General features: G+C 40.2%; 30 protein-coding genes. 7 read left to right on the top strand and 23 right to left on the bottom strand.

Annotated elements, in window-relative coordinates:
• Positions 1–86: 86 nt before the first annotated feature.
• A complete protein-coding gene (gene nrdJ, locus IRB79_RS27595) occupies positions 87–2,369 on the bottom strand; it encodes a ribonucleoside-triphosphate reductase, adenosylcobalamin-dependent (protein ID WP_243509801.1) in 2,283 nt (760 codons plus the stop codon).
• Between the two features lie 279 nt (positions 2,370–2,648).
• Here nrdJ and xerS point away from each other — a divergent pair, with 279 nt between their 5' ends.
• The 3 genes from xerS to IRB79_RS27580 all read left to right on the top strand — a co-directional run bounded on the left by xerS (position 2,649) and on the right by IRB79_RS27580 (position 6,049).
• A complete protein-coding gene (gene xerS / locus IRB79_RS27590; RefSeq protein ID WP_243509798.1) occupies positions 2,649–3,770 on the top strand; it encodes a tyrosine recombinase XerS in 1,122 nt (373 codons plus the stop codon).
• Between the two features lie 122 nt (positions 3,771–3,892).
• Positions 3,893–5,131 carry a DNA sulfur modification protein DndB gene (locus tag IRB79_RS27585; RefSeq protein ID WP_243509795.1) on the top strand — a complete coding sequence of 413 codons (1,239 nt, stop codon included), beginning with the start codon at positions 3,893–3,895 and terminating at the stop codon, positions 5,129–5,131.
• A 156-nt stretch (positions 5,132–5,287) separates the two neighbouring features.
• Positions 5,288–6,049, top strand: a complete 762-nt coding sequence (locus IRB79_RS27580) for a hypothetical protein (RefSeq protein ID WP_243509792.1) — start codon at positions 5,288–5,290, stop codon at positions 6,047–6,049.
• A gap of 43 nt (positions 6,050–6,092) precedes the next feature.
• On the opposite strand, the gene IRB79_RS27575 is transcribed toward IRB79_RS27580, so the two are convergent.
• The 6 genes from IRB79_RS27575 to IRB79_RS27550 all read right to left on the bottom strand — a co-directional run bounded on the left by IRB79_RS27575 (position 6,093) and on the right by IRB79_RS27550 (position 8,479).
• Positions 6,093–6,344, bottom strand: a complete 252-nt coding sequence (locus IRB79_RS27575; RefSeq protein ID WP_243509789.1) for a hypothetical protein — start codon at positions 6,342–6,344, stop codon at positions 6,093–6,095.
• A gap of 22 nt (positions 6,345–6,366) precedes the next feature.
• A complete protein-coding gene (locus tag IRB79_RS27570) occupies positions 6,367–6,777 on the bottom strand; it encodes a hypothetical protein (protein ID WP_243509786.1) in 411 nt (136 codons plus the stop codon).
• Positions 6,778–6,928: 151 nt separating this feature from the next.
• Positions 6,929–7,099 (bottom strand): helix-turn-helix domain-containing protein, encoded by a 171-nt coding sequence (locus tag IRB79_RS27565; protein WP_243509784.1) that lies wholly within the window; start codon positions 7,097–7,099, stop codon positions 6,929–6,931.
• 23 nt (positions 7,100–7,122) lie between these two features.
• On the bottom strand, positions 7,123–7,497 hold the full coding sequence (locus IRB79_RS27560; RefSeq protein ID WP_243509782.1) for a helix-turn-helix domain-containing protein: 375 nt from the start codon (positions 7,495–7,497) through the stop codon (positions 7,123–7,125).
• Positions 7,498–7,506: 9 nt separating this feature from the next.
• Positions 7,507–7,905, bottom strand: a complete 399-nt coding sequence (locus IRB79_RS27555; RefSeq protein ID WP_243509780.1) for a helix-turn-helix domain-containing protein — start codon at positions 7,903–7,905, stop codon at positions 7,507–7,509.
• Positions 7,906–8,122: 217 nt separating this feature from the next.
• Positions 8,123–8,479, bottom strand: coding sequence for a hypothetical protein (locus tag IRB79_RS27550; protein ID WP_243509778.1), 357 nt, complete (start codon positions 8,477–8,479; stop codon positions 8,123–8,125).
• Positions 8,480–8,600: 121 nt separating this feature from the next.
• Between IRB79_RS27550 and IRB79_RS27545 the strand changes: the two genes are divergently transcribed.
• Together IRB79_RS27545 and IRB79_RS27540 are read left to right on the top strand one after the other, a co-directional pair.
• A complete protein-coding gene (locus tag IRB79_RS27545; RefSeq protein WP_243509776.1) occupies positions 8,601–9,134 on the top strand; it encodes a matrixin family metalloprotease in 534 nt (177 codons plus the stop codon).
• Between the two features lie 32 nt (positions 9,135–9,166).
• Entirely contained in the window at positions 9,167–9,772 is a 606-nt protein-coding gene (locus IRB79_RS27540) for a hypothetical protein (protein ID WP_243509774.1), read from the top strand.
• 202 nt (positions 9,773–9,974) lie between these two features.
• On the opposite strand, the gene IRB79_RS27535 is transcribed toward IRB79_RS27540, so the two are convergent.
• Together IRB79_RS27535 and IRB79_RS27530 are read right to left on the bottom strand one after the other, a co-directional pair.
• The gene (locus IRB79_RS27535) at positions 9,975–10,613 is read right to left on the bottom strand and encodes a MerR family transcriptional regulator (RefSeq protein ID WP_243509771.1); all 639 of its coding nucleotides are present in this window, start codon (positions 10,611–10,613) and stop codon (positions 9,975–9,977) included.
• Between the two features lie 119 nt (positions 10,614–10,732).
• Positions 10,733–11,365 (bottom strand): NlpC/P60 family protein, encoded by a 633-nt coding sequence (locus IRB79_RS27530; RefSeq protein WP_243509769.1) that lies wholly within the window; start codon positions 11,363–11,365, stop codon positions 10,733–10,735.
• 262 nt (positions 11,366–11,627) lie between these two features.
• On the opposite strand from IRB79_RS27530, the gene IRB79_RS27525 reads away from it, so the two are divergent.
• Entirely contained in the window at positions 11,628–12,446 is an 819-nt protein-coding gene (locus IRB79_RS27525) for an ATP-dependent DNA ligase (RefSeq protein ID WP_243509767.1), read from the top strand.
• A gap of 25 nt (positions 12,447–12,471) precedes the next feature.
• Here the strand turns inward: IRB79_RS27525 and IRB79_RS27520 are convergent, their stop codons facing one another.
• From IRB79_RS27520 to IRB79_RS27470, 11 genes are all read right to left on the bottom strand, one after another.
• The gene (locus IRB79_RS27520) at positions 12,472–13,287 is read right to left on the bottom strand and encodes a hypothetical protein (RefSeq protein WP_243509765.1); all 816 of its coding nucleotides are present in this window, start codon (positions 13,285–13,287) and stop codon (positions 12,472–12,474) included.
• A 163-nt stretch (positions 13,288–13,450) separates the two neighbouring features.
• A complete protein-coding gene (locus IRB79_RS27515) occupies positions 13,451–16,600 on the bottom strand; it encodes a helicase-related protein (protein ID WP_243509764.1) in 3,150 nt (1,049 codons plus the stop codon).
• 19 nt (positions 16,601–16,619) lie between these two features.
• On the bottom strand, positions 16,620–17,657 hold the full coding sequence (locus IRB79_RS27510; protein ID WP_243509762.1) for a DUF6094 domain-containing protein: 1,038 nt from the start codon (positions 17,655–17,657) through the stop codon (positions 16,620–16,622).
• 61 nt (positions 17,658–17,718) lie between these two features.
• A complete protein-coding gene (locus IRB79_RS27505; protein ID WP_243509760.1) occupies positions 17,719–18,075 on the bottom strand; it encodes a hypothetical protein in 357 nt (118 codons plus the stop codon).
• Positions 18,076–18,080: 5 nt separating this feature from the next.
• Positions 18,081–18,281 carry a hypothetical protein gene (locus IRB79_RS27500; protein ID WP_243509757.1) on the bottom strand — a complete coding sequence of 67 codons (201 nt, stop codon included), beginning with the start codon at positions 18,279–18,281 and terminating at the stop codon, positions 18,081–18,083.
• A 73-nt stretch (positions 18,282–18,354) separates the two neighbouring features.
• On the bottom strand, positions 18,355–18,774 hold the full coding sequence (locus IRB79_RS27495) for a hypothetical protein (RefSeq protein ID WP_243510286.1): 420 nt from the start codon (positions 18,772–18,774) through the stop codon (positions 18,355–18,357).
• A 76-nt stretch (positions 18,775–18,850) separates the two neighbouring features.
• Complete coding sequence (locus tag IRB79_RS27490) at positions 18,851–19,390, bottom strand: restriction endonuclease (protein WP_243509756.1); 540 nt, start codon at positions 19,388–19,390, stop codon at positions 18,851–18,853.
• A gap of 152 nt (positions 19,391–19,542) precedes the next feature.
• Positions 19,543–20,448 carry a S8 family peptidase gene (locus tag IRB79_RS27485; protein WP_243509753.1) on the bottom strand — a complete coding sequence of 302 codons (906 nt, stop codon included), beginning with the start codon at positions 20,446–20,448 and terminating at the stop codon, positions 19,543–19,545.
• 95 nt (positions 20,449–20,543) lie between these two features.
• Positions 20,544–20,948, bottom strand: coding sequence for a hypothetical protein (locus tag IRB79_RS27480; RefSeq protein ID WP_243509752.1), 405 nt, complete (start codon positions 20,946–20,948; stop codon positions 20,544–20,546).
• 20 nt (positions 20,949–20,968) lie between these two features.
• Complete coding sequence (locus tag IRB79_RS27475) at positions 20,969–21,799, bottom strand: hypothetical protein (RefSeq protein WP_243509750.1); 831 nt, start codon at positions 21,797–21,799, stop codon at positions 20,969–20,971.
• A gap of 142 nt (positions 21,800–21,941) precedes the next feature.
• Positions 21,942–22,442, bottom strand: a complete 501-nt coding sequence (locus IRB79_RS27470) for a hypothetical protein (protein WP_243509748.1) — start codon at positions 22,440–22,442, stop codon at positions 21,942–21,944.
• 280 nt (positions 22,443–22,722) lie between these two features.
• Between IRB79_RS27470 and IRB79_RS27465 the strand changes: the two genes are divergently transcribed.
• A complete protein-coding gene (locus tag IRB79_RS27465; RefSeq protein WP_243509746.1) occupies positions 22,723–23,004 on the top strand; it encodes a hypothetical protein in 282 nt (93 codons plus the stop codon).
• Here the strand turns inward: IRB79_RS27465 and IRB79_RS27460 are convergent.
• The 3 genes from IRB79_RS27460 to IRB79_RS27450 form a co-directional block, all read right to left on the bottom strand.
• Positions 22,969–23,247: a hypothetical protein gene (locus IRB79_RS27460; RefSeq protein ID WP_243509744.1), complete on the bottom strand. Its 279-nt coding sequence runs from the start codon at positions 23,245–23,247 to the stop codon at positions 22,969–22,971. The genes IRB79_RS27465 and IRB79_RS27460 overlap by 36 nt on opposite strands.
• 290 nt (positions 23,248–23,537) lie before the next feature.
• Entirely contained in the window at positions 23,538–24,887 is a 1,350-nt protein-coding gene (locus IRB79_RS27455) for a hypothetical protein (protein WP_243510276.1), read from the bottom strand.
• Positions 24,888–25,086: 199 nt separating this feature from the next.
• Positions 25,087–26,142: a DHH family phosphoesterase gene (locus tag IRB79_RS27450; protein ID WP_243510275.1), complete on the bottom strand. Its 1,056-nt coding sequence runs from the start codon at positions 26,140–26,142 to the stop codon at positions 25,087–25,089.
• Positions 26,143–26,163: the final 21 nt, after the last annotated feature.

The following is a 26,163-nucleotide window of genomic DNA, read 5'->3' as shown; positions in this document are numbered from 1 at the left end:
AACTCTTCCAGGGACATGCCCTCTGGTTTCGTCTCTAATGCTTTCATTGCTCTTCCCCCATTATTGCTTGGCGGGATACCCAATCCTTATCGGATCGGGCAAGCTCCACCTTCACATGCTGCTGCGTCTTCAAGGTCAAAGTCTTCACGGGTATCAAAACGCTCCAATACTTCTGGGTCAAATACCGGAAGATTTTCCGAGAACTCGTTGTATTGCTTTTCAGTAATTGATTCAAGCGGCGCTAATTGATAGGTTCCGCCGTCCAAGGATAAGAAAGAGACAGCAAGCATTTCATCCCACCGGTTCCAAAGGATTTCCTCAACTGTATCCCACTCATGAGGTTTAACAGTAATTGTATTGGAAGTGTTCTGATCCGTGTAATGCTTCTGGAAGCGGAAGTACGTATCAAACTGTTCTTCAACAGTCAGGTCGTCCTTCGTGCGCTTAGATGGGGATTTAATATAGAAAGAAGCTACTTTCGTGGAAACAGCCGTTGTTACTACCTCTCCAGTTGCAGGATCAGTATAGGTGATTCCTTGGCCAACTTCATTCTCCAGCTTGAAGCCCATTGACTCCATTGCCATTGCAAGAGGGTCAGTTGCTGATACACGAATACGGCGAATATAGTAAGGACTATGTGCTGCATGAAGACCTGAAGAAACTCCGCCTGCAAGCAAGCTTTGAGTGCCTTCCGGCTTAACTGCAGTAACGTTTTTAGGTCTTGGCACCATTAAGAAGTCAGCATAACGGTAGGACTCGGCTTTCGTGACAGCACGAAGCTCTTCAAGAAGTACATTTTCTTCTTCGTCTGTCATTCCAACCGCTTCCTTCATGTCCTGCCATCCAGTTAAAGAGCAGCCTGTTAAGCGGTGTTTCTTCTGGATCTCATCCCATTCCGGAAGTTCAAGATCGATTGTTGTCATGCGGACACCGATTCTTGCTGAAATGCGAGCAGCTTTTAAAAGGGATTCCTTGTCCAGCTTCCCGTCTTTAACATGGTTGATAGCTGGAATTGTGGATAGGTTACAAAGACCTCTATCATCAAGAAGAATTTCAACACAAGGATTCACAGTCTTAAACCAAGGGAAGCGTCTTAGAGCTTCTTCACCATTAATGAAGCCCGGCTCTCCTTCGAATTTCAATAGGGAAACAATTAGTTTGAGTTGTTTGCGGGATGGTTTTTTGAAGTATAAAGCGGAGTTATTAGACATACGGCGATGTTCTAAGTGGTATCGTCCAGGAACGAAAGGAATCTGATTGCCCTCTTCATCTACGACATTTTCATCAAAAATGAATTCCATTTCCGGAACATCGTTGGACATTTTCTTCAGCTTATCATAGCCTTCTTTTGCCTTATGTCCGTAAAGACCGTTCAGGCCATATTTAGCGAATAAAACTTCCTTGTCATCATGGTCGAAAAGGCATACCTGTGCAGACCTTCTTACGCCACCTGAAACTACATTGTAGGCTATTGCATTTGAGATATCCATAACATGAATAGGGCGAAGTTTCCCTTCTTTGATTGGGGCAATTCTTTCATCCAGCTGGTCATGGATCACTTTATCAATGGTCACAAACATGTTATGCATGCTTGTCCATCCGGAAGCAGTTCCTCCAAAAGTCTTTAAGCGGCTTCCCTTTTCACGGATTGAATCATAAATGATCACCAGCTTCTTTACGTTTGAATAAACTTTCTTCGTTAATAACTCAAAGAAGAAATCAATGGATTGTCTCCATCCCTCTTTCGAGTCACCAATATGCAAAGTAGCTGTTTCGCCAGATGACCGAAGAACAGATTCTTCATAACGCATATGCTTCGGTCTTGGCTCGTAAGGTTTGTGCTCAATTTCAATATCCTGTCGGATTGCCGGAAGCTTAGCTACATCTTCTTTTGTTACGCGGAAACCAAATCCCGTTCCTACCATTAGAAGATAAAAAAGCTCACCGAACTTTTTAAGTGAGTCCATTACTGCACCGGAGCAGTTAAAATTGGATAGAGGATATAGCCTAGAGGCAATGGAACCACCAGTATAAAGCGTACGTCCCGATACGAATGTCTCGAGCATATATTGAGCCTCAATAAGCTCTTCAGCTTCTTCGATAAACATCGGCAAATGAATTTCTTTTTCATAAAGACCTACACGCTGCAATTGTTCAATCGCCAGGCTGATGCTGTATTCGGATGAACGGACAACTGCTTCCAGCCACGTTTCTCTCCGTTTTAATGCTTCCTCATAGCGGGAATAAGTACGGTAAAACGTAAATTCTGAAATGGCATTTACGGGCGGCTGCTGATTTCTGAGCCGATTGATGAAACTCTCACTTACAAATTGGGGTTTAACTTCAAACTTCATGACTTTAGCAGACAAAACGGTTCCTCCTTAGATGTGTTTTTCCTTATCTACACGCTGATGGGCTGGCCATAAGCAGTGAGTGAATAATTGATTACTAAACCGAAAGACACTATATGTAGTGCCACATCCGGATTTGGTGCTCAATCAATACAACCCTTAGATATTAGAATGTCAATCCGTATTAGAAGATTTTTTTCATGGAAAAAAAGGAGGACAGAACTCGTATTTTTTATCGAACGATTGTTCTTGCAACGCTAAAATTTGGCAGATAAAATAGAGTTGAGGTGAAAAAATATGAGGATCCAACGTGAGAAAGACTATGAAAAGTTAGAACAGCTTCGACCTCTTTTGCCGTATTACGTTTCGGAATACATCCAGATCAGTCTGGATTCCTTAACTCCTACAACTGTTCTTTCCTATGCTTTAGACATACAGGACTTTTTAGAATGGATGTGGCATTCCATTGTGCCTGGGAAAAACAGTATTATGGAGATAACTTTAGAAGATATAGAACGTCTAATTGAAATGGATATATCCCATTACCGCTCCTATTTGAAGAATAGGCAGGATTCCCACAATAAAGGGAATCGTTATTACAAAACAAAGAATAAGGATTCAACCATCAGCCGGAAAATAAGTGCCCTGCGAAACTTATTTGAATTTCTGCACACCCATACGAATCGAGAAACGGGTTCTATATACCTTTCAAAAAACATTATGGAGAATACGAAAGTTTCCATGAAGAAAACCTCAGCCAAAGCAAAAGCTGAAAAGCTGAAGAGTAATATCCTTCGGAACCAGGAACTTACCGACTTCCAGGATTTTATTATGGTAGGATATGGAGAAGGTGCGTTATCATCTAATGGAGAGGTTAAAGAATTATCTAAGATGCAAAGAGCTTACTGGAACATTAACCGTTCCAGGGATGCTGCTATCGTATCTTTATTGCTGGGTAGTGGATTGCGTGTCGGTGAATTAATCAGTCTTCGCCTGAAGGATATAAATGTAGAAGAAAGAAAGCTTCTTGTGGACCGCAAAAGAGGAAAAGAGGATATTGTCTTCTTTCCAAAGCAAACCCAGGAATATCTCCGTGATTATTTAGAAATTAGACAAAATGTTTTTAAAGCCGCTTCAGGACCGAACGAGCCCCTCTTTTTGACGAAGTATGCCGGAAAAGTAAATCCCATCAGCAAAAATACGATTCAAAAAATGGTGATGAAATATGCGAAAGCATACGGAAAAGACATGACTCCCCATAGTCTACGTCATAGTTTTGGTACATACCTATTTAAAAAGACAAAGAATATACGAGGGGTTCAGAAAGCCTTGGGGCATGAATCAATGGAGACTACACAAATCTATACCCACATGTTTGAAGACGATGATCGCGATTTAATAGACCAGGCATTTGAATAAGTTAAAAACAAATACTAAGTTTCCCCCAAAACTTTCATATTTTGGTTTATCACTATAACAATAGGGGTAAAGATGGTTGATTTGGAATCTACATCTAAGACAAAATATGGAGGTTTAGGGGAATGTATGTTGAGGAGAGAATGCACGAAGTGGAAGAAATGGTAAAGAATAAAATGAATCACGATCTACAACTAAACCATTTTGCAACAATTAGCGGAATTAAGGGGAAACAATTTGGAAAGGAAGTATTTTCAACAGTTCTTCCGTTTAAGGATTTAATAAAGTTTTTAACTGTCTTTCCAGATGTCCAGCGTGAACTAAATCAAAGAAAAGTTAGGAAAATTGGTAGATACACATTAGATTGGGTTGAAGACCCTACTAAAATGAGGTTTTTCCCTGGTATTACGGTAACTGCCAGAGGACATATCTTTTACGATGAGGCTACTCACAAAGTGGCTATAGATACGCGGGAAAGTAAACTTTCCATAAATGATGGCCAGCATCGATTTTATGGAATTAATGAAGCGATTAGGATTCTTCAAGGCAGGATTAATAAAACAAAAGATAAGGAAGAAATTACGGAATTAACTCAGCAGATGAATGACCTTAAAGAAATGGTCATCCCTATAGTTATATTTAATAACCTTTCCGAAGAAGAAGAGATGCAATTATTCCATGACACTAACAATTTAGCACAGCGTCCATCGCGATCCGCTACAATCCGCTTGGCTCAGACAGATCCTATTTCCAGGATGGCTAGAGAATTAGCTGAAGAAAATAGGTATCTGGTACACTATGGCGTCGAATACGATAAGATGAGCATTCAAAAGAACAATCCAAACACAATCTTGCTAACATCTATTTATGCCAGCATAAAATCTATGTTCAGAGAGCTGCTGAAGCATAATCGAGACAGCATTACCAAGAAGAATTATAAGTCTTATAAGGAATCAGCAAATAAAACCTTCGATAATATCTTTAGGAATCTACCGGCTGATATCAACGAAAAAGGAAAGTATATCACTGAAAAGAGTTATACAATCCAGGCTATCGCAAAGTTTGTAAACTACTGCAGATACATTCTGGGAGTCGAAGACGAAGATGTTATCTGGGAAGCTATTAGAAAAGTAAACTGGGATCTGGATATTGATTACTGGAAACAATACCGCGCTATTGAAACCAAAAGAGGCGGAATCTCTTTCGGTGCAAGCGGCAACCATGGCATTGTAGCTGTCTTTGATGCTTTGGTGGATAATCTTGATGCTGATGTAGTTGTTTCTACAGACAAAAAGGACAAGACTAAATTAAGCGTTAAAGAGCCTAATGCTCTTGAAGGTCAGGGACAATTTAAGTTCCATTAATCTTCTATACCCAACTTACCAAAATGGTAACCCTAATGGAAGGCTTTTTGCCTTCTTTTTTTTGGGGAAAATGAAAAAATTATCTTCATCTTGTCCAATCAACTCGAAAAGTTAAATCATATTGTATTTATAACGAAAGAAAGGAGGAAAATTTTAATGAAGGATAATAAGTGCAAGATAGAAATAGAAGGAAAAATACCCTTAATAAACACTTGCGTAGATGCAAGTGTTGAAATATCACATCCATGTAAAAAGCCACCGAAACCTGAACCTTTTGCTGAATATAAGAGAATAGAAATGACACTTCCTCAACCACCAGGGCTGCCACCTTTACCACCAAGCATTTTTTTTGATATGGATACTCGATTAGATGAAGCGAGTATTCATGAAGTAATTGCTTCTTTGATTTTTGAATGGGGTAGGCATTACAGAGAAAAAGAGGAAACCGGCAAATCGCAGTGGTCTGAGTGTGCTCTCAAATATGCATTTAAAAATCTAACACCTGTTTGGCTAGACAAAGAACGAAAATTCATGGTTAATGAAGGAAAGAAAGCACTTGATTTTTTAATGGATACGTTCACTTCTTTTCTTATTCAGAACGGAACATGGAATGCCCCGATTGCAAAAATTGACTATTTACCCCCAACTTCTAGTTCAACTATATTCAGTGAAAATGCAAATAAGCAGTTTCATGTACCCCTTGATTTTAGTGTGAATCCGATTCCATTACAGGAAGAAGCTATTCGTACACTCGCTGGTTCACTTTTTCACGCTTGGATGCACAGGATGGGATATAGACACCCTAAAGAAGAGTATACAAGTTACCTAATTGGGGAAGCCCCTATGTGTTTGATGCGAGGTTATGCTGATAAAGAACCCAGTATACCGGATTCTGCATTTACTCGATTTTTTGATTAGATGCTAGCTTGTAAAATCTAATTAGCTAGGATAAACTCCTAGCTTATTTGTCATGCTGTAAATCTCCATTAGTCATACCGAGAACCCCATAGTCTTTGAGTGTCACTAGATATGTCTCTTCGGGAATTCTCTCGTCATAAGCATAGTATTTAATTGTTAGTTCTTCTTTTTTCACTTCCGTGAATGGAGACAGCTCATTTTTAACCAATTCAAAGAGTTCGTCAAAACTGTTAACAGCAACTGTTGTCTTCAAGCTTTCATCCAAAGAGTTCCTGTGCCAACGAAAATTAACCATTTTTCGCCCTCTCTATTTTAGCCTAATTGTGTATATCCTTATATTTCATTCGTTTTCCGGCAGTTATGATCCATACCGTCCCGTGCTGAATCCCATATGTATAGAATGATATATTTTCTGTTCCGATGACTGTTCTTGGAGTTATTCGTTTCCCCTCATAGTCAATTCCTGTAATTAAATATTGAATTGGAGGCTTGGGATGATTGGTTTTCTTAGGTGATTCTGGTCGAAGTAGCTTTAACTCTTTTAAAAAATCTTTATATCTTTTCTCTCCAAACAGCAGCGGTAAAACCCATTTCCAAAGTATATAAGTAATGCAAGACGTAACAATAAATACGATGATGTTGTAAGGAAATACTTCTCCACCCGCTAACAAAACAAGAAAAGAAATCAAAACAAGGAAACCATTCAATAAGTAAAGCCCAAAAAGCATTAAGCCCCCCACCTTTTAGCTATTCAATTTTTGGATTACAGACTGTATATTAAAAATCTGTTCAGGAGTGATTCCCCTTTCTTCATACATTTTAATAACCGGCATCCACTTCCTAAGAAGCTTATCTTGTTCCTCATAACTTTCAAAGAAGTCAATTCCCAGCACATTTCCGATCAACAAGCCTGATCAAGCTAATCGGTTTTTGACCATTCTCCAATTTAGACATGAAACCTTTGGTGATTCCCAGATGCTCAGCTAAATCAGTCTGAGTCATACCCAATTCTTCTCTTCGATTTTTAATAAAACGGCCAATGTTCTCCATAGATACCCCCGCAAGAAAGACTATTATTGAACTAAGTCACCTAATACATAATATGCAGATGCCTTTAATTTCTTCTTATCCTCTTCGTTAAGCATTTCTTTGTCATAAAGATACTTAATGAACACTTCAGCTATTTCTCTTTTTTCTTCAGGCAGCTGTTTAAGATAATGATAATCAGATGAAAGATAACCGGCATACTCCATCATCTGCTCGTAACTTACACCCAATGGGCTATGAATTTTCTTTATTATATCTGGAGATGGGCGCCGTATCCCATTTTCCAATTGAGATAAGTAAGCACCAGACACACCTGTTTCCGCTTGCAGCTGACGAACTGTCAGCCCGGAGTCCTTCCTTAGACGCTTTAAGTAACTGCTAAAGTCAAAATCATCTGTCATATGAATCCCCTAAGCTTTCTTTTTGATTGGTCCGTAATTATCCCGTATTGCTTTATTTAATAGTCCGATACATCTTTCAAGTTCGACTTTCATGAGTTTGTTGTGGATCTCCAGCTGCTCCTGCCCCTCATCCGTTAAGGAGTAGACAATAATCTCCTGAAAGTTTACCCCTGGTTCCCCAAGCAATCTCTTCTCCCTCTTCACCGCTCCGTCCCTTGTCAGCTCATGGAGAGTTTTATATAGCTCCGTATGTGTTGGGGAATATCCGTATTGCTTGAACTCCTTTTGCAAGTCAGTAAGAAACTGAGATCCATATCCTCCTTTTTTCTCCTTGATCTTATTTAGCAGATAAAGCTTTAGAAAGGCACGCTGCTTTGGCATAAATCCCCGATTTTCGTATTTGCTCATCTTGCTATCACTCTCCTATTGTTCCGGATTTTCAATAGTTTAATTATAACATTTTCCAGGTTTTTTTGGGTAAAAAGTCTTTACACCTGGCCGGAGAATCGGTAAGCTTATTAGCTGCTGACAGGGGTTTTAAAACCTATTGAAGATTTGGCACATGGTTTGTTGTGTTAAATAGAGGAGATAAAAAAGGAGCGTTGCCGCTCCCTGCAAATTTGTACTATTTAATTCCATGGTTTTCAACATATTCCTCTTCTGAATTATCGATTAAATCGTTAGCTTCTTCTTGAGGAAGCAATACATAGCTTTTGTCTTGTTTTTGATATGTTGCTCTTTCTTCTTTTGAATCTTGTTCATACATAAGCCATATCAGCTCACCCTTATTGTAAACCACGATGCCAGTCTCGCTCCTGGAAATTTGCGGCCTACCCTCACCCTCTAGCCTTTCGTTTTCTAATTCTATAACTTCGTTAATGGAAGAATCATATTTTTCTTTTTGATCTGAGTTATCTTCATCATTACAAGCAGTTAATAAACCTAGAGAAAGAATAAGAGAAAGAATGGATTTTAGTTTCAACACGTCACCCCCTGTCAACGATTGTATTAATTATGGAAAACCTGTAAAAAATTGTATACTAATTCATAATTATCTGATAATATTATAGCGTATTTACATATTTTAGAAAAGGAGTATTAAAATGAAAAAAAAGCTTATTGGTTCTTTACTCTCAGTTGGCCTAATATCCTCGCTTTTTGTGGGGAACTCTGCACAAGCTTATGATCTATTCACCACAAGTGAATGTCCAAAAGTACCGTATCCAAAGAATATTTATTATTGGGTAGATGGTACATTTCAAAATTACAGCGGTAAATGGACAGAGGTTGTTGAATCTGTAAACAAGTGGGATGCTCTGCCGGAAGTAGAATTCACTACGAGAGCCAGTCTACCTGGTGGTGCCGATGTTAAGGTTGAGTTTGGAAACTTCTATAACGGAGACCTATATGGAAAATACTTTCTAGGCTCAAAAGGAAATACAATTATTTATAAAAAATGGTTCGAACTTAGTGCAACACGTGAGCGGGAAGTTATTGTCCATGAAGTAGGACATGCCCTGGGATTGGGTCACACCCAAACAAAAAATGACCCTAACGCTGTAATGCGTCAGTATGGGTTTAACGATAAAGACTATCCTTTATCAGACGATAAAGCTGGCATAGCTGCGCGTTATTAATCCTTAATAAAAGTAAAGTGAGGAAAAGAATAGTGAAAAAATTAATCATCGTTGCCTCTTCAATAGTAACCCTTTCTTTCGGTGGTTTTTTACTTGCAGATAACTTTGGTTCTCCAAAACCAAGTGCTTCCACTAAAGTTATTTCTGATCATGGTAAAGTAGATAGCTTTGCCTCGTTAACCGAACTTGAGAATGAAAGCCCTATTATCGTTCGCGGGAAAAAGGTTGGAAAGCTTAGCACACAAGTAAGAAAGTCGAAAGTAGACCCTACCCTTGTTTCTGGATGGACAGAATCTGAGTTTTTAATCCGGGAAGTTATCAAGAACGATGGAAATAGCGAGAAAGTACAAGTAAATAAAAAGATAGTTGTTGGTGAAATGGCTTTTGAATATGAAGGCGCAATTCACACAGTTAATGGATATCAGGAAATGAAAAACGGAGACGAGTACTTACTATTCTTAGTAGAGCAAGATGGTCTTTTTGCAACAAGGGGCGTAACCTATGGCAAAGTCCCTCTCGACACTAAAGAATTGGAACTTTATTCTGAAGAGAGCCATGAAGAAAGTCATGAAGAAGAAATACATGCAGAAGAGCTGGCATCTATCTTTGATCAAGCTAGAAAGAAATATGGTAAATAAAATAGTACTTTTCTATTAATCTAGACTCCGGATTTCAGTAAAAATCCGGGGTCCTTTTTCTACAAAGCCGTTTTAATAAAAGTCTCTCTAAAAAAATAAATTTTTTACACTGCTTAACAAGTAAACTAATAGTCCGGTTAAAGCACCAGCAAGCACTGCAAAGATGCCTATGTAAACTTTTGTATTCACTTCTTCTCCCCCATTACCTCTTCGTCTCATGAAGTCCTTGCTTCCTCTTCTTTATTGCGGTCAGTCTTCTCTGGGTTCCATATATAGGACGCTTAAGCCTTCTTGCAATCTCACGGAAGTTCACGCCTTCTTGCCACCATTTCCAGGCTTGTTCATCTTCTTCGAATGTCCAGTTCTTTGGGCGTTTTAAGGGTTTCTGCAGGGCCTTTTTCACTTCTTCTTCTACCCATGCCGGTTCTGGAAGTATCACTCTGCGCTGGATATGGGCAAAATTGATTCGTTTTTTATTCTTGGCTACCCAGCTCCATACTTTCTCAGGATCGATGGAATAGACCCTTCGCTTTGATTCTTTCCTCATTTTAAATTTCTGGGAAGCCGGAAAGTCGGCATTGTTTATCCAGTCAATAAGTGTATTGTGTGAAACCCCAAGAGCATCAGCTACTTCCCGTGCTGTTAAAGTACCGGCTGACTTATGAATGGATTTTGTTCCTGTTAATTCATAGTATTTGATTTGAATGGCATCAGCTGACTTCCCCAGCCTATCCATTAGATATTGCATGCCGGCAATACCATAAGATTCAAGGAGGATTTCTTCCTGTTCAGGGGTCCAGAATTTTTTATAGTTTTTAGGTCTTGTTATCACCTGCTCCACAAATAGTCTCTCCTTCAAATATGTAGTATCAAGTTGAAAAGATGATAAAGAAAACACTGAGTCTTCTATGGTTTCTTTACCCAAAGGAAAAACGGAAGAATCGTCTCTCCCGTCTTTTTTTAGCGAATTATTAGTTTTTGGCCAACTCTGATTGTATCAGATTTCAGTTTGTTTGCCGTTTTGATTTTAGTTACAGTGGTTTTATGTTTTTGGCTGATCTTCCACAGTGAATCCCCGCGAACTACTGTATAGGTACCTTTTGCTGCAGGTGCTTTTACTGATACTTTCTTTTGCTGAACTTTGTTTGCAGGCTGGGGATTTACTACACGTCGAGCTGTAACATAGCGTGGATTCCAGTAATAAGCCGTATTGGAATAACTAACTTTTGTTCCGGCTGCATGAATTACTTTGTTCTTTGAGGCATAAATCGCCACATGGTTGATAACTCCATCATAGTCCGTATCATAGAAAAGCAGATCTCCTGCACGCAGCTGGCTGATTGCAACAGCCTTTCCTGCTTTTGCTTGTTCACGGCTTGTCCTCGGAAGCTTGATTCCATTCTCCTTGAATACTTGCGCAGTGAAAGAGGAGCAATCAAACTTCGAGGTATTTCCAAGGGGAGCACCAAATGAATAAGGTCTTCCCAAATATTTTTCACCAGTCTTTACTATATCAGAACCCGTTGCTCCCAAAGCGGTTGACGGGAATAACATGCCTAATGATAATGCAAATCCTATTATTTTCTTCCTCATGTAAACACTCCTAGCTGTTTGGTAGAGAAAAAATAACCACTAACCAGGAGTTTGTCAGTAACAGGTATATTAAGATAGTGTTACATTTATATTACAATTGAAAAAGGCCGCTTCTATTAAAGAAACGACCCTTCCCTGTAAGTGTGTGGTGTTATTTTTAATACTAATTCCCAAATGGCAAAATGATAAACTTCCATTTTTTCCATGAAGTTACCAGCTTATTTATCATCTGTTTTTGATAGTATAGTATGGAGGTGATTCTGTGTTTATTTCTCCAATGCTTTTGCATAAAGCGGATGAACCTTTCGATGATTCCAATTATTTAGCGGAACTGAAATTGGATGGAATCCGCTTTTTATATACAGTAGACTTACAAGGAAGAGTGAGAATGTATACAAGGCACAAAACAGAGTGCACATCTCGCTTTCCCGAGCTTCAAGACTTAGGACTGCCTCCCGGGACCGTTCTTGACGGGGAGATCGTGGTAACAGATGTACAGGGTAAACCTGACTTTGAAGCCATGATGCAGAGATTTATGAGCAGCAAGAGCGGGCACAAGGTTTCCTTTGTTGCTTTCGATATCCTTATGCTGAATGGTGAATCTGTCAGGCACATGCCTTTGACTGATCGGAAAGATATTCTCGATGATTTGATCACGGAAGATACTCCCCTATTGTCGAAGATGAAATTTATAGAGGGAAATGGGGTTGCCATGTTTGAACTAATCAAACAGCAGAGCCTTGAAGGTATTGTGCTTAAGAAGAAAAACTCGAAGTATGAAGCCAACCACAGGTCTCATTCATGGCTGAAGGTGATTAACTGGCAGTACGACTCCTGCTTCGTAACTGGATGGAGAAAAGAGGAGTTCGGATGGGTTCTATCCGATGCTGCTGGTAACTACATGGGCATCATGGAACTGGGGGTTCCCAAAGAGCAGCGCAGACAAATGTACAAAGAACCGGTTATAAAAGAGACGGACAAAATCTCTTACATTAAACCGGTTCCGGTGGACATCAAATATAGAAACTATACAAAGAGCGGGCTATTCCGGTTGCCGTCCCTTGTCAAAGCTTCTTCATAAAACAGGACCTTTATGGTTCTGTTTTTTATACTTCTACACCCTTCCAGGAAATAGAGATGTGTCCTTCTCGACCCTTAATCAGGTCAAATATCCCCTTCTTTTCCGCTTTTCGAATGGCAGCAATTACTTGGAAGGAATCTGGGCCTTCATCTTTATTAGTATGGTCAATAACAAATTGAACAGCTTCATTAAATGTTCGAGGCTCTTCCCTGGATAATCCGCTTGCAAAAGTGACAATCAGGCCCATTTCCCGATAGGAGAATCCAAGCTCTTTGTGGTCCTGCAAAAAGTATGAAGGGATTGCAACGGAATTGGATTCATCCAGTTCATCCTGTTTAGATTTAAGGTCTTGCTCAGCTTCGTTCATTAGTTTTATTTGCCCTGGTTCAAGCCACGGAATTTCGACTTGGTTATTCTTGTTTGTTGCACTTACAAGACTTAGCTCGTCATAAATGAGCTCTTGCACAACCTCTTGAAACCTTGTTTTACTTAAACCCGTAGCATCCTTGACAAGATTCTTATTGATTTTAACAATATGAGACTTTTGGACATGAGCCAGATAAGATAAATATGCAAAAGCGTGAACGTGCTCAATATTGACTTCTTTCTTTTCCCACAGCATCAAAATGGCAGTAGGCAATAAAAATGTGTCCTCAATTCTAACCTCATCGAACTTATGTGATGTTTTGTTGCCGTCTTCATCTATAAAACCTTTCGCCCCATCAAGAGCATACGCTTTAAAATAGACAAGCAGCATTCGCATATTCTCCCAGTTTAACCCTTTGTGGCGGTCAAACAAGTATAAAGGTGCATGGCTGTAAAAACCTGGTCCCTTGCTCATAAAAATCCACCTTCCAATACGTATTTACCTTTATTATAGCAAACACCCATTCTCTTAAACACAAAAAAACAGACCCTTGGTGAGAGCCTGTTTCTTTGGAAAGAAGGAACTATCAGTGTCTGTTACTCTATTACTCTCTTTCCCCATTTTTTCTAAAATAAACCTATGCTGGAACTTTTTCTTTTATTTTTATATCAAAGAAGAAAGAATCCAATGCAGCTGCCGGCTCAGGCTTCTTCAAAGGGATATCAATAAAGAATGATTCATAGCCTGTGCTCTCTGTAATAAACTCTATGAAGTCAGGTAAAGGGGCCGGCTCATCAACAAGACTGAATAGGTCCATCTGATCTCCTACTCCAACAATAACCTTATCCCATTCCACAGAACGGGAAGGTGCTTCTGTCTCAAATTCTTCCGTTTCACCAATAGGAGGCAGTCCACAAAGTCTGCGGGTTTCATTGGCAAGCATTTTCATTCGTGAAGATATGACTTCCTTGAAGCTGGCTTCATCCACCATCTCAACATCGGCAAGGTCCTTGGCTGCCAGAGCTGTCCATGCATCTGCCACATCACTGTCTGCAAAACACGCTGCAAGGTCCGAAGCAAGTGAAGATTGGCTATCCCGTGAGAACTGAGCCAGGTCTGATTTATCCAAACGCCCTTCTGTCATTAGTGCGTGGCCGCGGCCGCTCATCAGCTTCAAAAATTGAGCCATTTGCTGTGTGCCATTATAAGCAAGAATATAACAGCGGCATTCCTTCTCTTGTCCAATCCTCCAGTTTCTTCTATTGGATTGACGGAATACAGACACTTCATATGTCAGCTGATTGTTAATAATCGTCGGCCAGTAAAGTAAATCAAGACCCACTTCCACCGCTTTCATGTTCGTGATGATGACTTTCTCTCCAGCTTCCTCCATTTTATGAATGATTTCAGCACGCTTCTCTACGTTCGACTCATCCAGGATGACAGAGTGGATACCATGATCAGCAAGCAGTTTCTTTGTTCTTTGATTCATTCCATAATTTCCAGTGTACCAGTTGTAAATCACAATGCCCCGATCTTCGGAAAGTTCTTTCTTAACCAATTCAACCAGTCTTTTTTCCTTCGAATGGTACCCTTTAATCTCTTCAGCTATAATTAAATTTTCTCCCATTTCAATATGAGCGCCAAGATCAGGACGGTCTGCATACATAATGGTTGATGGAATGAATTTTGACCATGCTCCCTTAACGCCCATGGCCGAAAGCTTGGCGCAGGTGTCATACATTTGCTGGTGAAAGAGGTCATATTCATTTTTATGAACTGGATCCATATCAACGAAAATAGGAATTTCCTTAAGTTCAACCAGCGGCAGGCCCATATCCCCTAGTTCAAGGAATCCAGCCTTGTGAAGGAGGAATTCTGCTGTCATGTGAGGTGCGATGCCAGGTGCTTCTGTTGGCTGCTGCGCTTTTCTCCTTTGAACGGTAACATGACCTACCTGTTCCTCTTCATCATAGCGGATAATCTGTTCCAGCTTCCCGAACTTTTCTGCCCACTGGATATCGCCTGTATGATTGTCAAATCCACTATCAAGCAGAGCTTTCGGATAAGTTCTCCATAATAATTCCTTAATCGAGGATGACTTTCCGTTTACCAGTGTTCCTGTCAGCATTAAACATTTCTTCGCTGACTTGACCATGGAAGCAAATGCATCTCCCCGGCCAGAACCGGATGCCTTACTTTTATGCACTTCATCGGCAATGTAGAGGTCGATAACCTTCGTCATTCTTTTAAAAACCTTACTGATGTTCATCACAGGATGTTTCTTTGTTTCTCCCCTGCTCCGAACAGCTCCCCTGTACATTTTTGTTCCGCATTCTGCTGTGCGTTTATTCTTATTTACTTCCTGAAATCCATCTTTACGGTAAAAGCATTTCGTGTATTTTTTGGAACGAACCCATTTGAGTTTCATGTCTTTTGGAAGGCCATTTGGATTTAGATTATGACTCATAGCCGCTTCACGGAGCACCTCTGGTTCCGGCGCTTTGCCTTCAGCTATATCTCCCCATTCCAGGGTAATCCATTCTCCAGATTGTTTCTTCATTTGGAGCCTGCCACAATCCGGACAATGCCAGCCGTATTCAGATTTTGTTCCTTGAATTCTCTTCCAGATCCCTGCGTATTGTGGCTCTGCACCCATTTTAGCCTTATCAATGCCGATTAGGGTGAAGTGAATTTCTCCAGGCGGCACCCGGTATCCGTTTCTGAACTTCTTATACATATGCAATGCTTGCTTGTCTGAACGAATAATGTCTACTTTTGCGTGTGGAAGTGTTCCAAGAATCTCTTTATGTTTCCACTTGGCCAAGGTAATTCCAGGTGCGGAAAGCAGGACATGAAACCCTTTCTTCGCACCATTCCTCTTCCTTCTCTCACTCATTACATGAGCAATGCCTGTAGACATAATGCTTTTTCCTGTTCCCATGTCCGCGGAACAGAATTCAGAGTTATCCTCCTCCAGTGCATTAACCAAAGCCTGAATCATGTGAGCCTGAGCGGGAAAGGGAACCCTGGCCATTGAAGCGATGGCAGGATCCAGTGCTTCTCCTGGGGAATGCTTCGGCTTCAACTTGGACAGCTTCTGTGCCATGGAATCGCTGTTTGCAATCATGTATTCCTTCATAGACCATGCCGGGTCAAATACACCATGTACATCGGAATGCGGAATCCTTAACACTCCCAGCCTTAATTCACGATCCATGATATCAATGATGGTTTTCTCTGATGCTTCAAGACGTATCGCTTGTATATGCGGCCACATATTGGCCATTACTGGATTGAACTCCACTTCAAGTGTATCAGTTAAATGTCTGAACAGACTGTAATACTGCATCTCCCACTCTTCTGGCAGGCCATACCGAGCCATTACATGATTGGCAAGAGCCTTTTCAATGTTACCATCCGGGGCGATAATATAACTCTCTGTATTTACTTCATTGGAATCCGGCTCCACAATTCCTGCGATGGTTGATTTCGAATTATACACAACGGAATGGACAACATCACCAAGGCCAATTTTTCGCTCAATCCGTCCCATCTTGTCCTTCCCTTTATGAAACTCCTTGCCATTTATTTCAACGAATCTCCCTTCCAGGATACCTGCAGAAATGGCTATTGCAGCTTCAGGGTTTCCCATATAAGAAACAGCCACAAGGTTTTTTGGTGATCTTGGACGGGCTTTTTCATATAAAGCGAAGTGCAAGATTGCACGGAAGGTTCTGTCCTTTCCTTGGAGGACAATTTTGTTCTCATTAATAGTTGACTTCAATCCTGCCACACTCCTTTATTCAGTTAAGCTCATGAATGCCATTCGGGGTGAACACCCGAACAGCTGAATTATAGAATTGGGATACTTTTTCCCCATAATTTTTTCCTTCATCATCATATAGCTGCTGTACATTGGTCACCCGTTTGGTAACTCCCGAAACAATGTGATTTCCAAGGTTTCCCCCGATGGCTCCCGATGCTACTGCTATGGCTACATGTGTTGGTTTTAGCGGCAGTACAGGACTCTTCATAATGGCCCTGTCATTATCAGGACAAACCCTTTTGGTAAACTCCGTTAGAACAGAGGAATTTTCGAGGTCTTTGGCAAGTTCAGCCATATTGAGCTTACCTGCACGGAATAGTTCAATCTGTTCCTTATGGGCGGAAATATAAAAGGTTTCTTCAATTTGTTCCAGCGTAGGAATGATCGAGGGATTAACGCTTGATAGCTCCCTTAATTTCTTAATGGTTTCCCTTTGTTCCTGATACGTGGGCTTTTTAAAGTAGGCAAAAACAACCACTTGGTCATAGATTGGGAAGTTTTCATCTGTAAAGCGATAGACTTTTACATCCTTAAACCGGCTTCCCAAAATCGGAGCGCAGTCTTTCAGCACATGCTGCGGAACACAAAACATCAGTAATGCTCCCTGCTGCAGGACATTTTTGGATGTGCTGGTTAAAGTCCTTAAAAACACAAGTTCCGTTCTTTCCTTAAAAACATCGTCGTATGGCGGGTTCAGCCACATAACCCCATATTTAGATTCCGTTCTTACTGTTTCGTAGCCATCGTTCACCACATGGTTTAAAGCTGCGGCTGCCGTTTCACAACGGGTCCTTTCCAATTCAACACCGTATGTAGTTACTTCCGCTTTTGTTTTGCTCTTAATGTGCTCAGCAAGATAATGAAGGGCTTCCCCTTCGCCGCAGCATGGATCATACGCATTAATAAATGGTGTCTCCTCTGAGACATTTACGGCTAAATGCGGCAATATTAATTGAAGCTCCTTAAGCGGGGTTGGGTAATATCCGCCTTTTGATTGTGAAGCGATGCGTGACATAAATTTTCTCTCTCCTTAACTGTAATGGAATTAAAAAAGAGGGGCATTTTGCCCCTCGTGATTAGCTTAGAATGGATATTTTACTTCTGTCGCAAAGGTCCTTAATGAATATCCCCTGCTTCTTGCACTTATCAACCAGGTATCTTCCCCATCCTCTTTTCGGGATTGGAGAAGGGAAGTTCAAAATCTCTGCAGGTTCGCCATTCACCATTGCATGGCAATAAGAAAGTTCATAATATGGCACGTACCGATCTGTTACAAGCCGAAGTCTTTCCAGGACAATCCGGTCACTCCTTGTTAATTGATCAAAGTAAACCGTAGTCATTTCACGGTCATGATAAGTTGGCGGGACAGGATTTGTTTCATTAACCCCAAGAGCGGCGTTTTCCTTCATGATTTTTTCAATGGCAATAAACATGTTTTTTATCTCCCTTCATCTACTTTTTCTACTTTAGTGACTCTAATTTCTTCTGGATCCGTACCAAACTCTGAAGCATAATAATCTTTTACCTTTGCATTTGCTTCTTCTTCCGAAGACCCCTCCATCTCACATTCGTATTGGTGTGCTTTCATCTTTCTATGGATAAGTTCATACCAATCAACTTCAATAGTCAATTTGTACATCTTGTTCTCTCCTTTTAATGTTTTTTACTCAATTCCTAAAAACTAAAAAAGCCCCCCGAATGAGACTTATCTATCATCTGAAATTATCCGGAATGGCCATGACTGGTGAGAAATGTACAGGATCATACTGTGACGTATTTCCATTATCATTTTCTATGATTAAATTTTTTGATGGGCTTATGCCTTTTATTTTATATGGACTTCCTACAGTAAAACCGGACCATTCAATACTCCAAGAAGCAAGCACTGTATCGCCTTTTCCTGCAAAATAATCTTTAACTGAACAGCCCACCCTTACTTTTATATCTTCCAACAAATCATTCTCCATTAAAGTCATTACCAGCTTATTCTCCATTAAAGTTAATGGCAGAAGGGGTAAGTCTTCTATTCCCTCGCCTTCTGAATTTTGGGTAATCCCCTTTTCTTTTAAAAGTTCAATAATACGCTGTCTTTCTTGTTCCACTCTCTTTCGTATTTCATAATCAGTATACATCCCTTTCACTCCTTCAAAATTTGGATTTCATGGAAAATAAAAAAGCCTCCCGAAGGAGACCATATTAGAAGCCTTTTTATGAGGATTCTTTTAACTGAAGTATAAAATCCGTTAACTCGTTACGATCAATTAGCCGGACGCCGCTTTTCTCTGCCAGCCTTTCTGCTGGTGCAGTGTAGTAATTATTCGTAATGACCCAAGCTACCTCTGCATCGTAATATGTACAAGCTGATGCTACTTCCTGAACCGCCCGGACACCGACACTCTTATTATACCTTTTTGCCTGTACCACGATCTTTTGCGGTCCTTCGAGAATGAGGTCTGCGCCGTAATCCCCAGAAGCGGGTGTTCTTCTTACCCTATAGCCGGACTGCTTAAATAAAAGAAATAAAAAATCCTCGAAGTCTTTTCCGCTCATGCTATCAATCTCATACATGCCTGCTTTTCTTAATCGTTCTTCCCGCTGCTTTTCCCGCCAAACTTGAAAGATTAATGGAATCCCCATGCTAAACGCAAATAATCCTATCATTACCGTTAAATCAGGTTCCCCGATTAACACATGGATAATTAAGGTAAGGACAAACGCAAATATATAATAGTACAGCACTTTTTCCACAATATCCTCCTTCCATATATATGACTTAAAAGCACATATCAAATTCTATTTTTTGATGTACATGGTTCTTATAAATTATATATAAGTTATTTCCAGATAAATCAATAGCCAAATTTAAATAAGCCACCCAAAACTGGGCGGCTCATGATTGATTAGCGAGGATTATTCCCTTTAATAGCTTTATAGACATTAGACAATCCATTTCCGAATAAAGCATCCGTCCCATCTGTGCCAAGGTCAACAGAACGTTCTTTAATCATCTGCAGGATCATTTCTGGTGTCGCTTTTATGCCCACTCTGCGGGAGTATGCCTGGATTAACGCTATTACACCTGCCACCATTGGAGTGGCCATCGACGTTCCAGACAGCTTGGCATATCGATTTACTGGGTATGTGCTGTAAATATCAACTCCCGGGGCAACAACTGCAAGTTCTTTCCCATAGTTCGAGAAGTTTGCACGATCCATTGCCTGGTTAATCGCACCTACCGCAATGACTTCATCGTAGGCAGCTGGCCACCCGACATGAGTGTTCTCATTACCGCTTGCGGCTACAAGTACAATTCCGGCAGCGCGAGCCCTTTTCATGGCATCATGAAAAGCTGTGCCTGGATTCATAGAAGCACCAAGGCTCATGGAAATGATATCAACCTTCTGAGAGATTGCCCAATCAATTCCTTTGATAATGCCATTGATTGTACCTGAACCATCATCGCCAAGCACTTTGGCAACATATAGTTCAGCTTGTGGAGCAACCCCAACAACACCAATATGATTGTCACAGCCGGCAATAATGCCAGCACAATGCGTGCCATGACCGTTTCTGTCCCCAAAATCACTTGCGATGGAACTTGTGAAATTCATGCCCATTTTAAGATTTGGCTTTAGATCTGGATGATTAATATCAATCCCAGTATCTAATACGGCAACCTTAATGCCTTCCCCTTTTGTTAGGGACCACATTTGCGGAGCCTGAACAAGGCTTACTCCCCAGTCAATCACTTGACCCGGCATTGTTGCTTGAACTTCCAGCACATCTGATTGAATTTTAAATTCCATCCAGATTCCTCCTCTAATCATAATCGATTAGAAAAGTAACCCTTTGGTATGTAAGTCTCAATCAAATGTCTGGCGCGTGATTGACCTGGTGCCGATTATTTCTTATTAAGCAAGTTCGGCTCCACCCAATAAGTGTTACAAAGAGGGCAATAGTAATGGTGAACAATAATTTCTAGATGCCCCGCGGACAACATATTAAATGACGGCAAATCTACATGTTCGTGGTGCTTATGATCGCATTTTTCAGAGATCGGCATGATAAACTCCGGGGAAATATCATCCTTTATTAGCTCCCTGGCATTCTCATCAAGCAAACTCTTAACCTCTAAAAAAAATAACTCGGGGTCATTCACTCTGTACCCCGATCCGGCTAATTTCTCAATCCATTCTTCTGCTTTTGCAGAAGTCCATCGTGACCTGCTCCAATTTAAATCCTCTTTAACAATATGGAGGATATTAAACGCAGGCATTACACTATTCATAATCGCTTTTGATATCACGACTTTTTCTCCTTACTGATTTAATTTTGATAATAATTGTGAACCTCAACTTCTCCCCAGACAAACTGGTTTTTAACCATTAGCGTCTTTATCTTTATAATTCGTCCGCTTGAATCACGCTCGATCCATTTATAATGTTTAACCTGCCTATCTGTTCTAAGGGAATTGTAATTTATATCTTTATAAATTTCCGTAGGTGGACCCCAAGCTGAAAGAGAGATGCTGTCTTCATGCATGCCCTCATATGGTACCGTCTGCTTAAGTTTTGCCTTTTCCTTGTCCTCATCTTCCTTTTTCATCTTTTTTACTTTGTTCTTTAGTCTATGAGCTTCCTCTTTATATTGTGGGATACCGGCTAATATATCAAGATACTGTTCTGTATCTCCATAAATTTTTCTTTCTTTAACTCTTTGAACCACTATCTCACTTACTTTGATATGAATGCCCTCAATCTGTTTTTTGGAATCTTTATATGTCTTAACTTCACTAAAATAGTCAAGAGCATTAATATAGTTTTCATCTCGCATAGCATCTTGAGCAAAGGCGTATGTTTCTCTTATCTGCAGTGCCTCTCTGACTATAGGGTTCAAGCCAAAGTAGAGCCCGGTCAATGCACCTATTGAAACCATGCAAAAACTGATTTTTACCCAATGATTCCGGATGTAGTCCTTTAAAATTTTTCTATTTTTCCTTACCTGAACAACTATTATTATGAGTATAGGAATCCAAATCCAGCTATACTGCCACACTTCACCAAACCAGTTAATTCGGTAATGCTCCGGAAAGCTACAATCAAAATAAGCGCAATATCCTTCGACTAAGGGATCATGGCCCAAATGCTTATAAATCATAAACCAAATCCAAATGGCTAAAACAAGAATAATAAAAACCGCACACCCTCCCAAGTTCCCACCCCTCCACTAAGTAAATTTTACCAATTGTTAACCATTTTGTAACCAAAAAAAAGAGCAATAACATTAATGTCATTTGCTCTTAGGCTGCTGATTGCGGATATTCAATCTTTTCAAGCATTTCAGTTTGGAGTAGTTCATGTGGAAAGATATCTCCATTGCGGCCGGGGAATAAATCAATTCCAGCCTCTTTGAGAATATTGTCAATCAATTCTGTGCAAATATAGTGATTCTTCCTGTTAAAGCTGATTTTTAATGATGGGAATTTCGCTTTTAACAGCATACTGAACAGTATTGGCCAATCATACCGATTTCCTGTTTCGTCGAACGCAAGAGCGGCAGAAACGACCCGCTTTTTGTGCCATCTTTCAAGTTTCTGTTTTGGCCTCATGACCACATATTCCATTCCGCTTTCGGGATAATAATTCCGGACAACTGCAGCTTTTGTATTCCAGTCGATTTCAATGATCTGGTCTCCGCCTATGTAAATGGCGGCATGGGTCCATTTTGTTTTTAATGTATTTTTAATTAGTTTGGATGCGAATGTATTACCGCTAATAACGAGGATGTCTCCGACACGCATTTTTAAAACCACCTTTGATAAATTTCAAAAAAAGAGGGGCCTCGCGCAGAGACCCCCAAGAAGAGAGAAAGAAGGAAGAAGGAGAAATAACATGACATAACACGTAGGAGGATACACATCGTATGATGAACGCTACATGATATATATAAGCTATTCAAGATGACTTCTCAATCCTATGGAATCGCACTCTCTCGACTCGCTGCACATTTTTTTATAAAAAGGTTTTCAAAGGTGGTGATTAGGGTATGGAGGTAATTAGTTAAAATTAGGAGGATACTAAGTGGAAAATTACCTTGTGGCTTTTGATAGTGAAATTGCAAGTAAGCTGACAGATGACGAAATGGAATTGATTCAGCAAGTGAGCTTAATGCACAAAAACGCTAATCCGCATATTGATCATATTAAATGGGAAGAGCGCGATTCAATTACCGCACTCTTCTTTGATGATAACAACAGCATGCTGATTACCTCATACGTAAAAGCGAAAAAAATCATGTATGGAATGGATCCCATTACACCTGCAATCCTAGATTGGGATGTCTTCACCAGCATTAACGCTTAACCAATCATGCTCCGGCTCAATGACCGTGAGCTTTTCTTTTTGCCCTTCTTCAGTAATTTCACCAATATCCCCAAGACCCACTCGGTAAACATGATGCCCATCACTGTCAGGCTCGTCCAGTTCCAGCTGCACTGGAAAAAATTCATTTAAGAATACAAACTGGACGGTCCCTTTCGAGCCAACTGGAACACCGGACACTCCTATATCTTTTTTGATGCAAACCCGTTTCCCTTCAAGGTTCAAGCCAAACGCTCCCTTCCTGTCTATCCTATTTTTTAACCAGTGATGCTGTTAATGTAAATGCTTTTTCAAAAAAACCCTCTCAAAAGGTGAGAGGGACGATTCCAGTCATTTTATCAACTACCAATTAAAACTCGTGTTAGGTCAATCAGAAGATTCAGACGAGTAGCGATATAAATTAAGATACCGACTACAGCCAGTCTATAGATCACTGTCCAATGTTTAGGTTCCATTATGATTACCTCTTTTTAATTTTTATATTGAAGCATGGAATCATTTTATGCAAGGTCTTTTTAATAGTAATAAGAAACTGCTATGCTGATATTGCTGCTTACTGGAGGAATGTACTTATCAGATACTTTCGTCATGGTTGCTCTATGAGTAATGTTCATGCGAGCGTGTTTGTATGACTGCCTGGATTTCCAAGCCGTACCTGGCTCAAACCTTTCTCCATCCATATTATAATCGGTAATATCCCATCTTCCAAAATCCAAATCCTGATTGCCAATATCCTTAATATCTGGGTCAGTACTCAATGTAAATCCTAACCCAACGCTCCAAGGAGCACCAAAGCTGATATCATAAGAACCACTTGAAGTAGAGCCCGGATCCCAATCCCAAATGTAGTCCCTATCATATGGAATGTCGTGGTCAATCCACCATTTTGTAGCTCTCCAGCCGCTATAAGCATCAATAGTGGTTTTATCTAACACATTAAAATAATCCCAGGTGCTATCAGTTTCACTCTTGCCTCTCTGAAGAACCCAATCTGTATAGGTCCGCCCCACGTTTGTGCCTCCGTATTTTACATACCCATAAATACGTGTTGAGCTGCTTTTAACTGTAGTTGCCGCTTTTGCATTATTAGGAGAAAGGAATCCAAAAAGCTTTGGAGCCTGTGCAGCAGCATACTCTTGTTCTTCCACATCAATAGTTTCAGATGTAGCCATAAGCACGTCCTTGATAACATCTTCCTCAGTAGCCTCAACCTTATTTCCTTCTTCGTCAAAAGCGTTAATATTTGTGACGACAAGCTGGTTATGCTCTTCTTCATCTAAGGTATATCCAACCACATCATATATAAAGTCTTCACCTTGTTCGTATGCACTTTCCGGATTATCCTTATACTTATTCGTCTTGGCAAGTTCCGATTCACTTTCATCATAACGGTAAGTCATTTCTATGCCCTTGCTGTCCTTGCCCTTCGTTGTTACTTTCTCAAGACTTAAAAGGTCTGCAAATTCCGGGATGGAAATACCGCCATAAAGGTATACCTTTGCACCCTTCTTAATGGCTTTTGCCAAGTCCTTCTGAAGGTGCTTGTCACTTCTTACTTCGTCTATATGGAAAACAAGGTCTTCATAAGACTCCAGCGAAGCTTTCTTTCCTTTTCCGTTGGAGAACTTGATTTTTCCTTTGTCCAGTACCTTTTTTGAGATATCATGTTCTTGGATTTTGCCGCTTTTGATTTCAGCGATTGCTTTATCAAAGTCGTTTTGTGAAGACACATATACATCACGATTGAATGAACTAGCAGATACCTTTGATTCATCCTTCCCCCACTGAAAGCTGTACGGATTCAGTAGTAGAGATGCTGCCAAGACTGTGCTGCCGACTATGCCAAATGCCTTTTTTCGCTTCAACTTTTTTCCTCCCCCTATTATATCGATTAATATGTATTGCTCTATCATTCTAGCAATTTTCCATATTTACCAACAATAGGCAATTTAGGCTAAAAGTATGATTAAAAACCAGGTCTTTACAAATTTAAATGTTTTTCTTTATTAAAAAGCAATAAAAAAGACCTAAACAATAGGTCTTTTCTTATAGAAAATAACAGCGTTATGGCTTTATAGTGAATTCAGAAATAGCAAATTTATTTTTTGAATTAAAGCAGCTTTCAATTCCATATAGTCCTTCTTCAATAGGAAAGGAAAACCCTGCAGCCTTTTGATGGCCGCCGCCACCCTTCCTGATAGCCCGGGAGATTTCCCCTACATGGATATGGTCATGAATGGTCCGAAGGCTTCCCTTCCCTTTATTCATGTCTAATATTGCAATAAAGTCAAGGTGCGGAAACTGCTCATGAAGGTCATTTCCCATTGTGGAATGGTATTGGTCTCCAAATACAACACCAACCTTATAGGTTTCTCCATCAGCCTCCCAAATTCTTTCGGATAAATTTTTTGCCCGGCTTTGAACATATCGGCGTTCTTTTTCATTCTCAAGTCCAGCTATCATTTGCTCAATGTCATTAAGGCCATATTCTACTTCCCCTTGACCTTCCAAATGCGCGGAAAATTTCCGCATCTGGTTTTTTGTCCATACATCTGGGCTCATAGCAAAGAATACGGTGTTTATATCCTTGGCCAGCAGATTCCCATTCTTCGTCCAAAACCAGGTGTCGTAATCCCGTACATTGGCTATAAAACTATCAATAGAGGTTGAATTATCAATGAACGTCAGAAGTTCCTTTTCCTTAAGATATTCAAAGCAGAGCTCTGTTCCACACGTATCTCTGCCATTGAGATCTTTTTTTATAAAAGCCCAATCCGGATAAGCATCAGCAATATATTTATTGGTATCATGATGATCCAGGAGAACCACGGTTAAACCCCGTTGGTGGAGAGCATTAAGCCTTTCAAGTGTTTCACTTTCCTTTGGAGCTATATCCGTTACAAGGATGGCCAGTCCTAAAAGGTTTTCATCCTCCATACCTTCTATCTTTGTAACCCTAGCAAGCAGCTCCTGCTCAAAATTAGCATAGCTGCATTGATGTACTTCGTGAAAATGACCTGTGCTTAGCCGGCTGATGATCGTCGCTCCATATCCGTCCAGGTCATCATGAGAAAAATGGTTTACTAATTTCCCTTTAAGGGAACGCAAATTTGAGAACATATTATTTTCCCGCTTCCTTCC

It is taken from the genome of Cytobacillus oceanisediminis, assembly GCF_022811925.1.
Taxonomy (GTDB): domain Bacteria; phylum Bacillota; class Bacilli; order Bacillales; family Cytobacillaceae; genus Cytobacillus; species Cytobacillus oceanisediminis_D.
Note: the sequence above shows the minus strand (reverse complement) of the source record. Positions and strands in the feature narration are given on the sequence as shown.

Bases quoted from the DNA above. Each gene is read 5' to 3' on its own strand.
- IRB79_RS27545 (WP_243509776.1), top strand. From the start codon at position 8,601: ATGAAAAAAAAGCTTATTGGTTCTTTACTCTCAGTTGGCCTAATATCC.
- IRB79_RS27575 (WP_243509789.1), bottom strand. From the start codon at position 6,344: ATGGTTAATTTTCGTTGGCACAGGAACTCTTTGGATGAAAGCTTGAAG.
- IRB79_RS27555 (WP_243509780.1), bottom strand. From the start codon at position 7,905: ATGAGCAAATACGAAAATCGGGGATTTATGCCAAAGCAGCGTGCCTTT.
- IRB79_RS27520 (WP_243509765.1), bottom strand. From the start codon at position 13,287: ATGAGCAAGGGACCAGGTTTTTACAGCCATGCACCTTTATACTTGTTT.
- IRB79_RS27500 (WP_243509757.1), bottom strand. From the start codon at position 18,281: ATGTACAAATTGACTATTGAAGTTGATTGGTATGAACTTATCCATAGA.
- IRB79_RS27530 (WP_243509769.1), bottom strand. From the start codon at position 11,365: ATGAGGAAGAAAATAATAGGATTTGCATTATCATTAGGCATGTTATTC.
- IRB79_RS27470 (WP_243509748.1), bottom strand. From the start codon at position 22,442: ATGCGTGTCGGAGACATCCTCGTTATTAGCGGTAATACATTCGCATCC.
- IRB79_RS27565 (WP_243509784.1), bottom strand. From the start codon at position 7,099: ATGGAGAACATTGGCCGTTTTATTAAAAATCGAAGAGAAGAATTGGGT.
- IRB79_RS27570 (WP_243509786.1), bottom strand. From the start codon at position 6,777: ATGCTTTTTGGGCTTTACTTATTGAATGGTTTCCTTGTTTTGATTTCT.
- IRB79_RS27560 (WP_243509782.1), bottom strand. From the start codon at position 7,497: ATGACAGATGATTTTGACTTTAGCAGTTACTTAAAGCGTCTAAGGAAG.
- IRB79_RS27495 (WP_243510286.1), bottom strand. From the start codon at position 18,774: ATGTATACTGATTATGAAATACGAAAGAGAGTGGAACAAGAAAGACAG.
- IRB79_RS27450 (WP_243510275.1), bottom strand. From the start codon at position 26,142: ATGTTCTCAAATTTGCGTTCCCTTAAAGGGAAATTAGTAAACCATTTT.
- IRB79_RS27580 (WP_243509792.1), top strand. From the start codon at position 5,288: ATGAAGGATAATAAGTGCAAGATAGAAATAGAAGGAAAAATACCCTTA.
- IRB79_RS27505 (WP_243509760.1), bottom strand. From the start codon at position 18,075: ATGTTTATTGCCATTGAAAAAATCATGAAGGAAAACGCCGCTCTTGGG.
- IRB79_RS27585 (WP_243509795.1), top strand. From the start codon at position 3,893: ATGTATGTTGAGGAGAGAATGCACGAAGTGGAAGAAATGGTAAAGAAT.
- IRB79_RS27510 (WP_243509762.1), bottom strand. From the start codon at position 17,657: ATGTCACGCATCGCTTCACAATCAAAAGGCGGATATTACCCAACCCCG.
- IRB79_RS27475 (WP_243509750.1), bottom strand. From the start codon at position 21,799: ATGATTTATAAGCATTTGGGCCATGATCCCTTAGTCGAAGGATATTGC.
- IRB79_RS27485 (WP_243509753.1), bottom strand. From the start codon at position 20,448: ATGGAATTTAAAATTCAATCAGATGTGCTGGAAGTTCAAGCAACAATG.
- xerS (WP_243509798.1), top strand. From the start codon at position 2,649: ATGAGGATCCAACGTGAGAAAGACTATGAAAAGTTAGAACAGCTTCGA.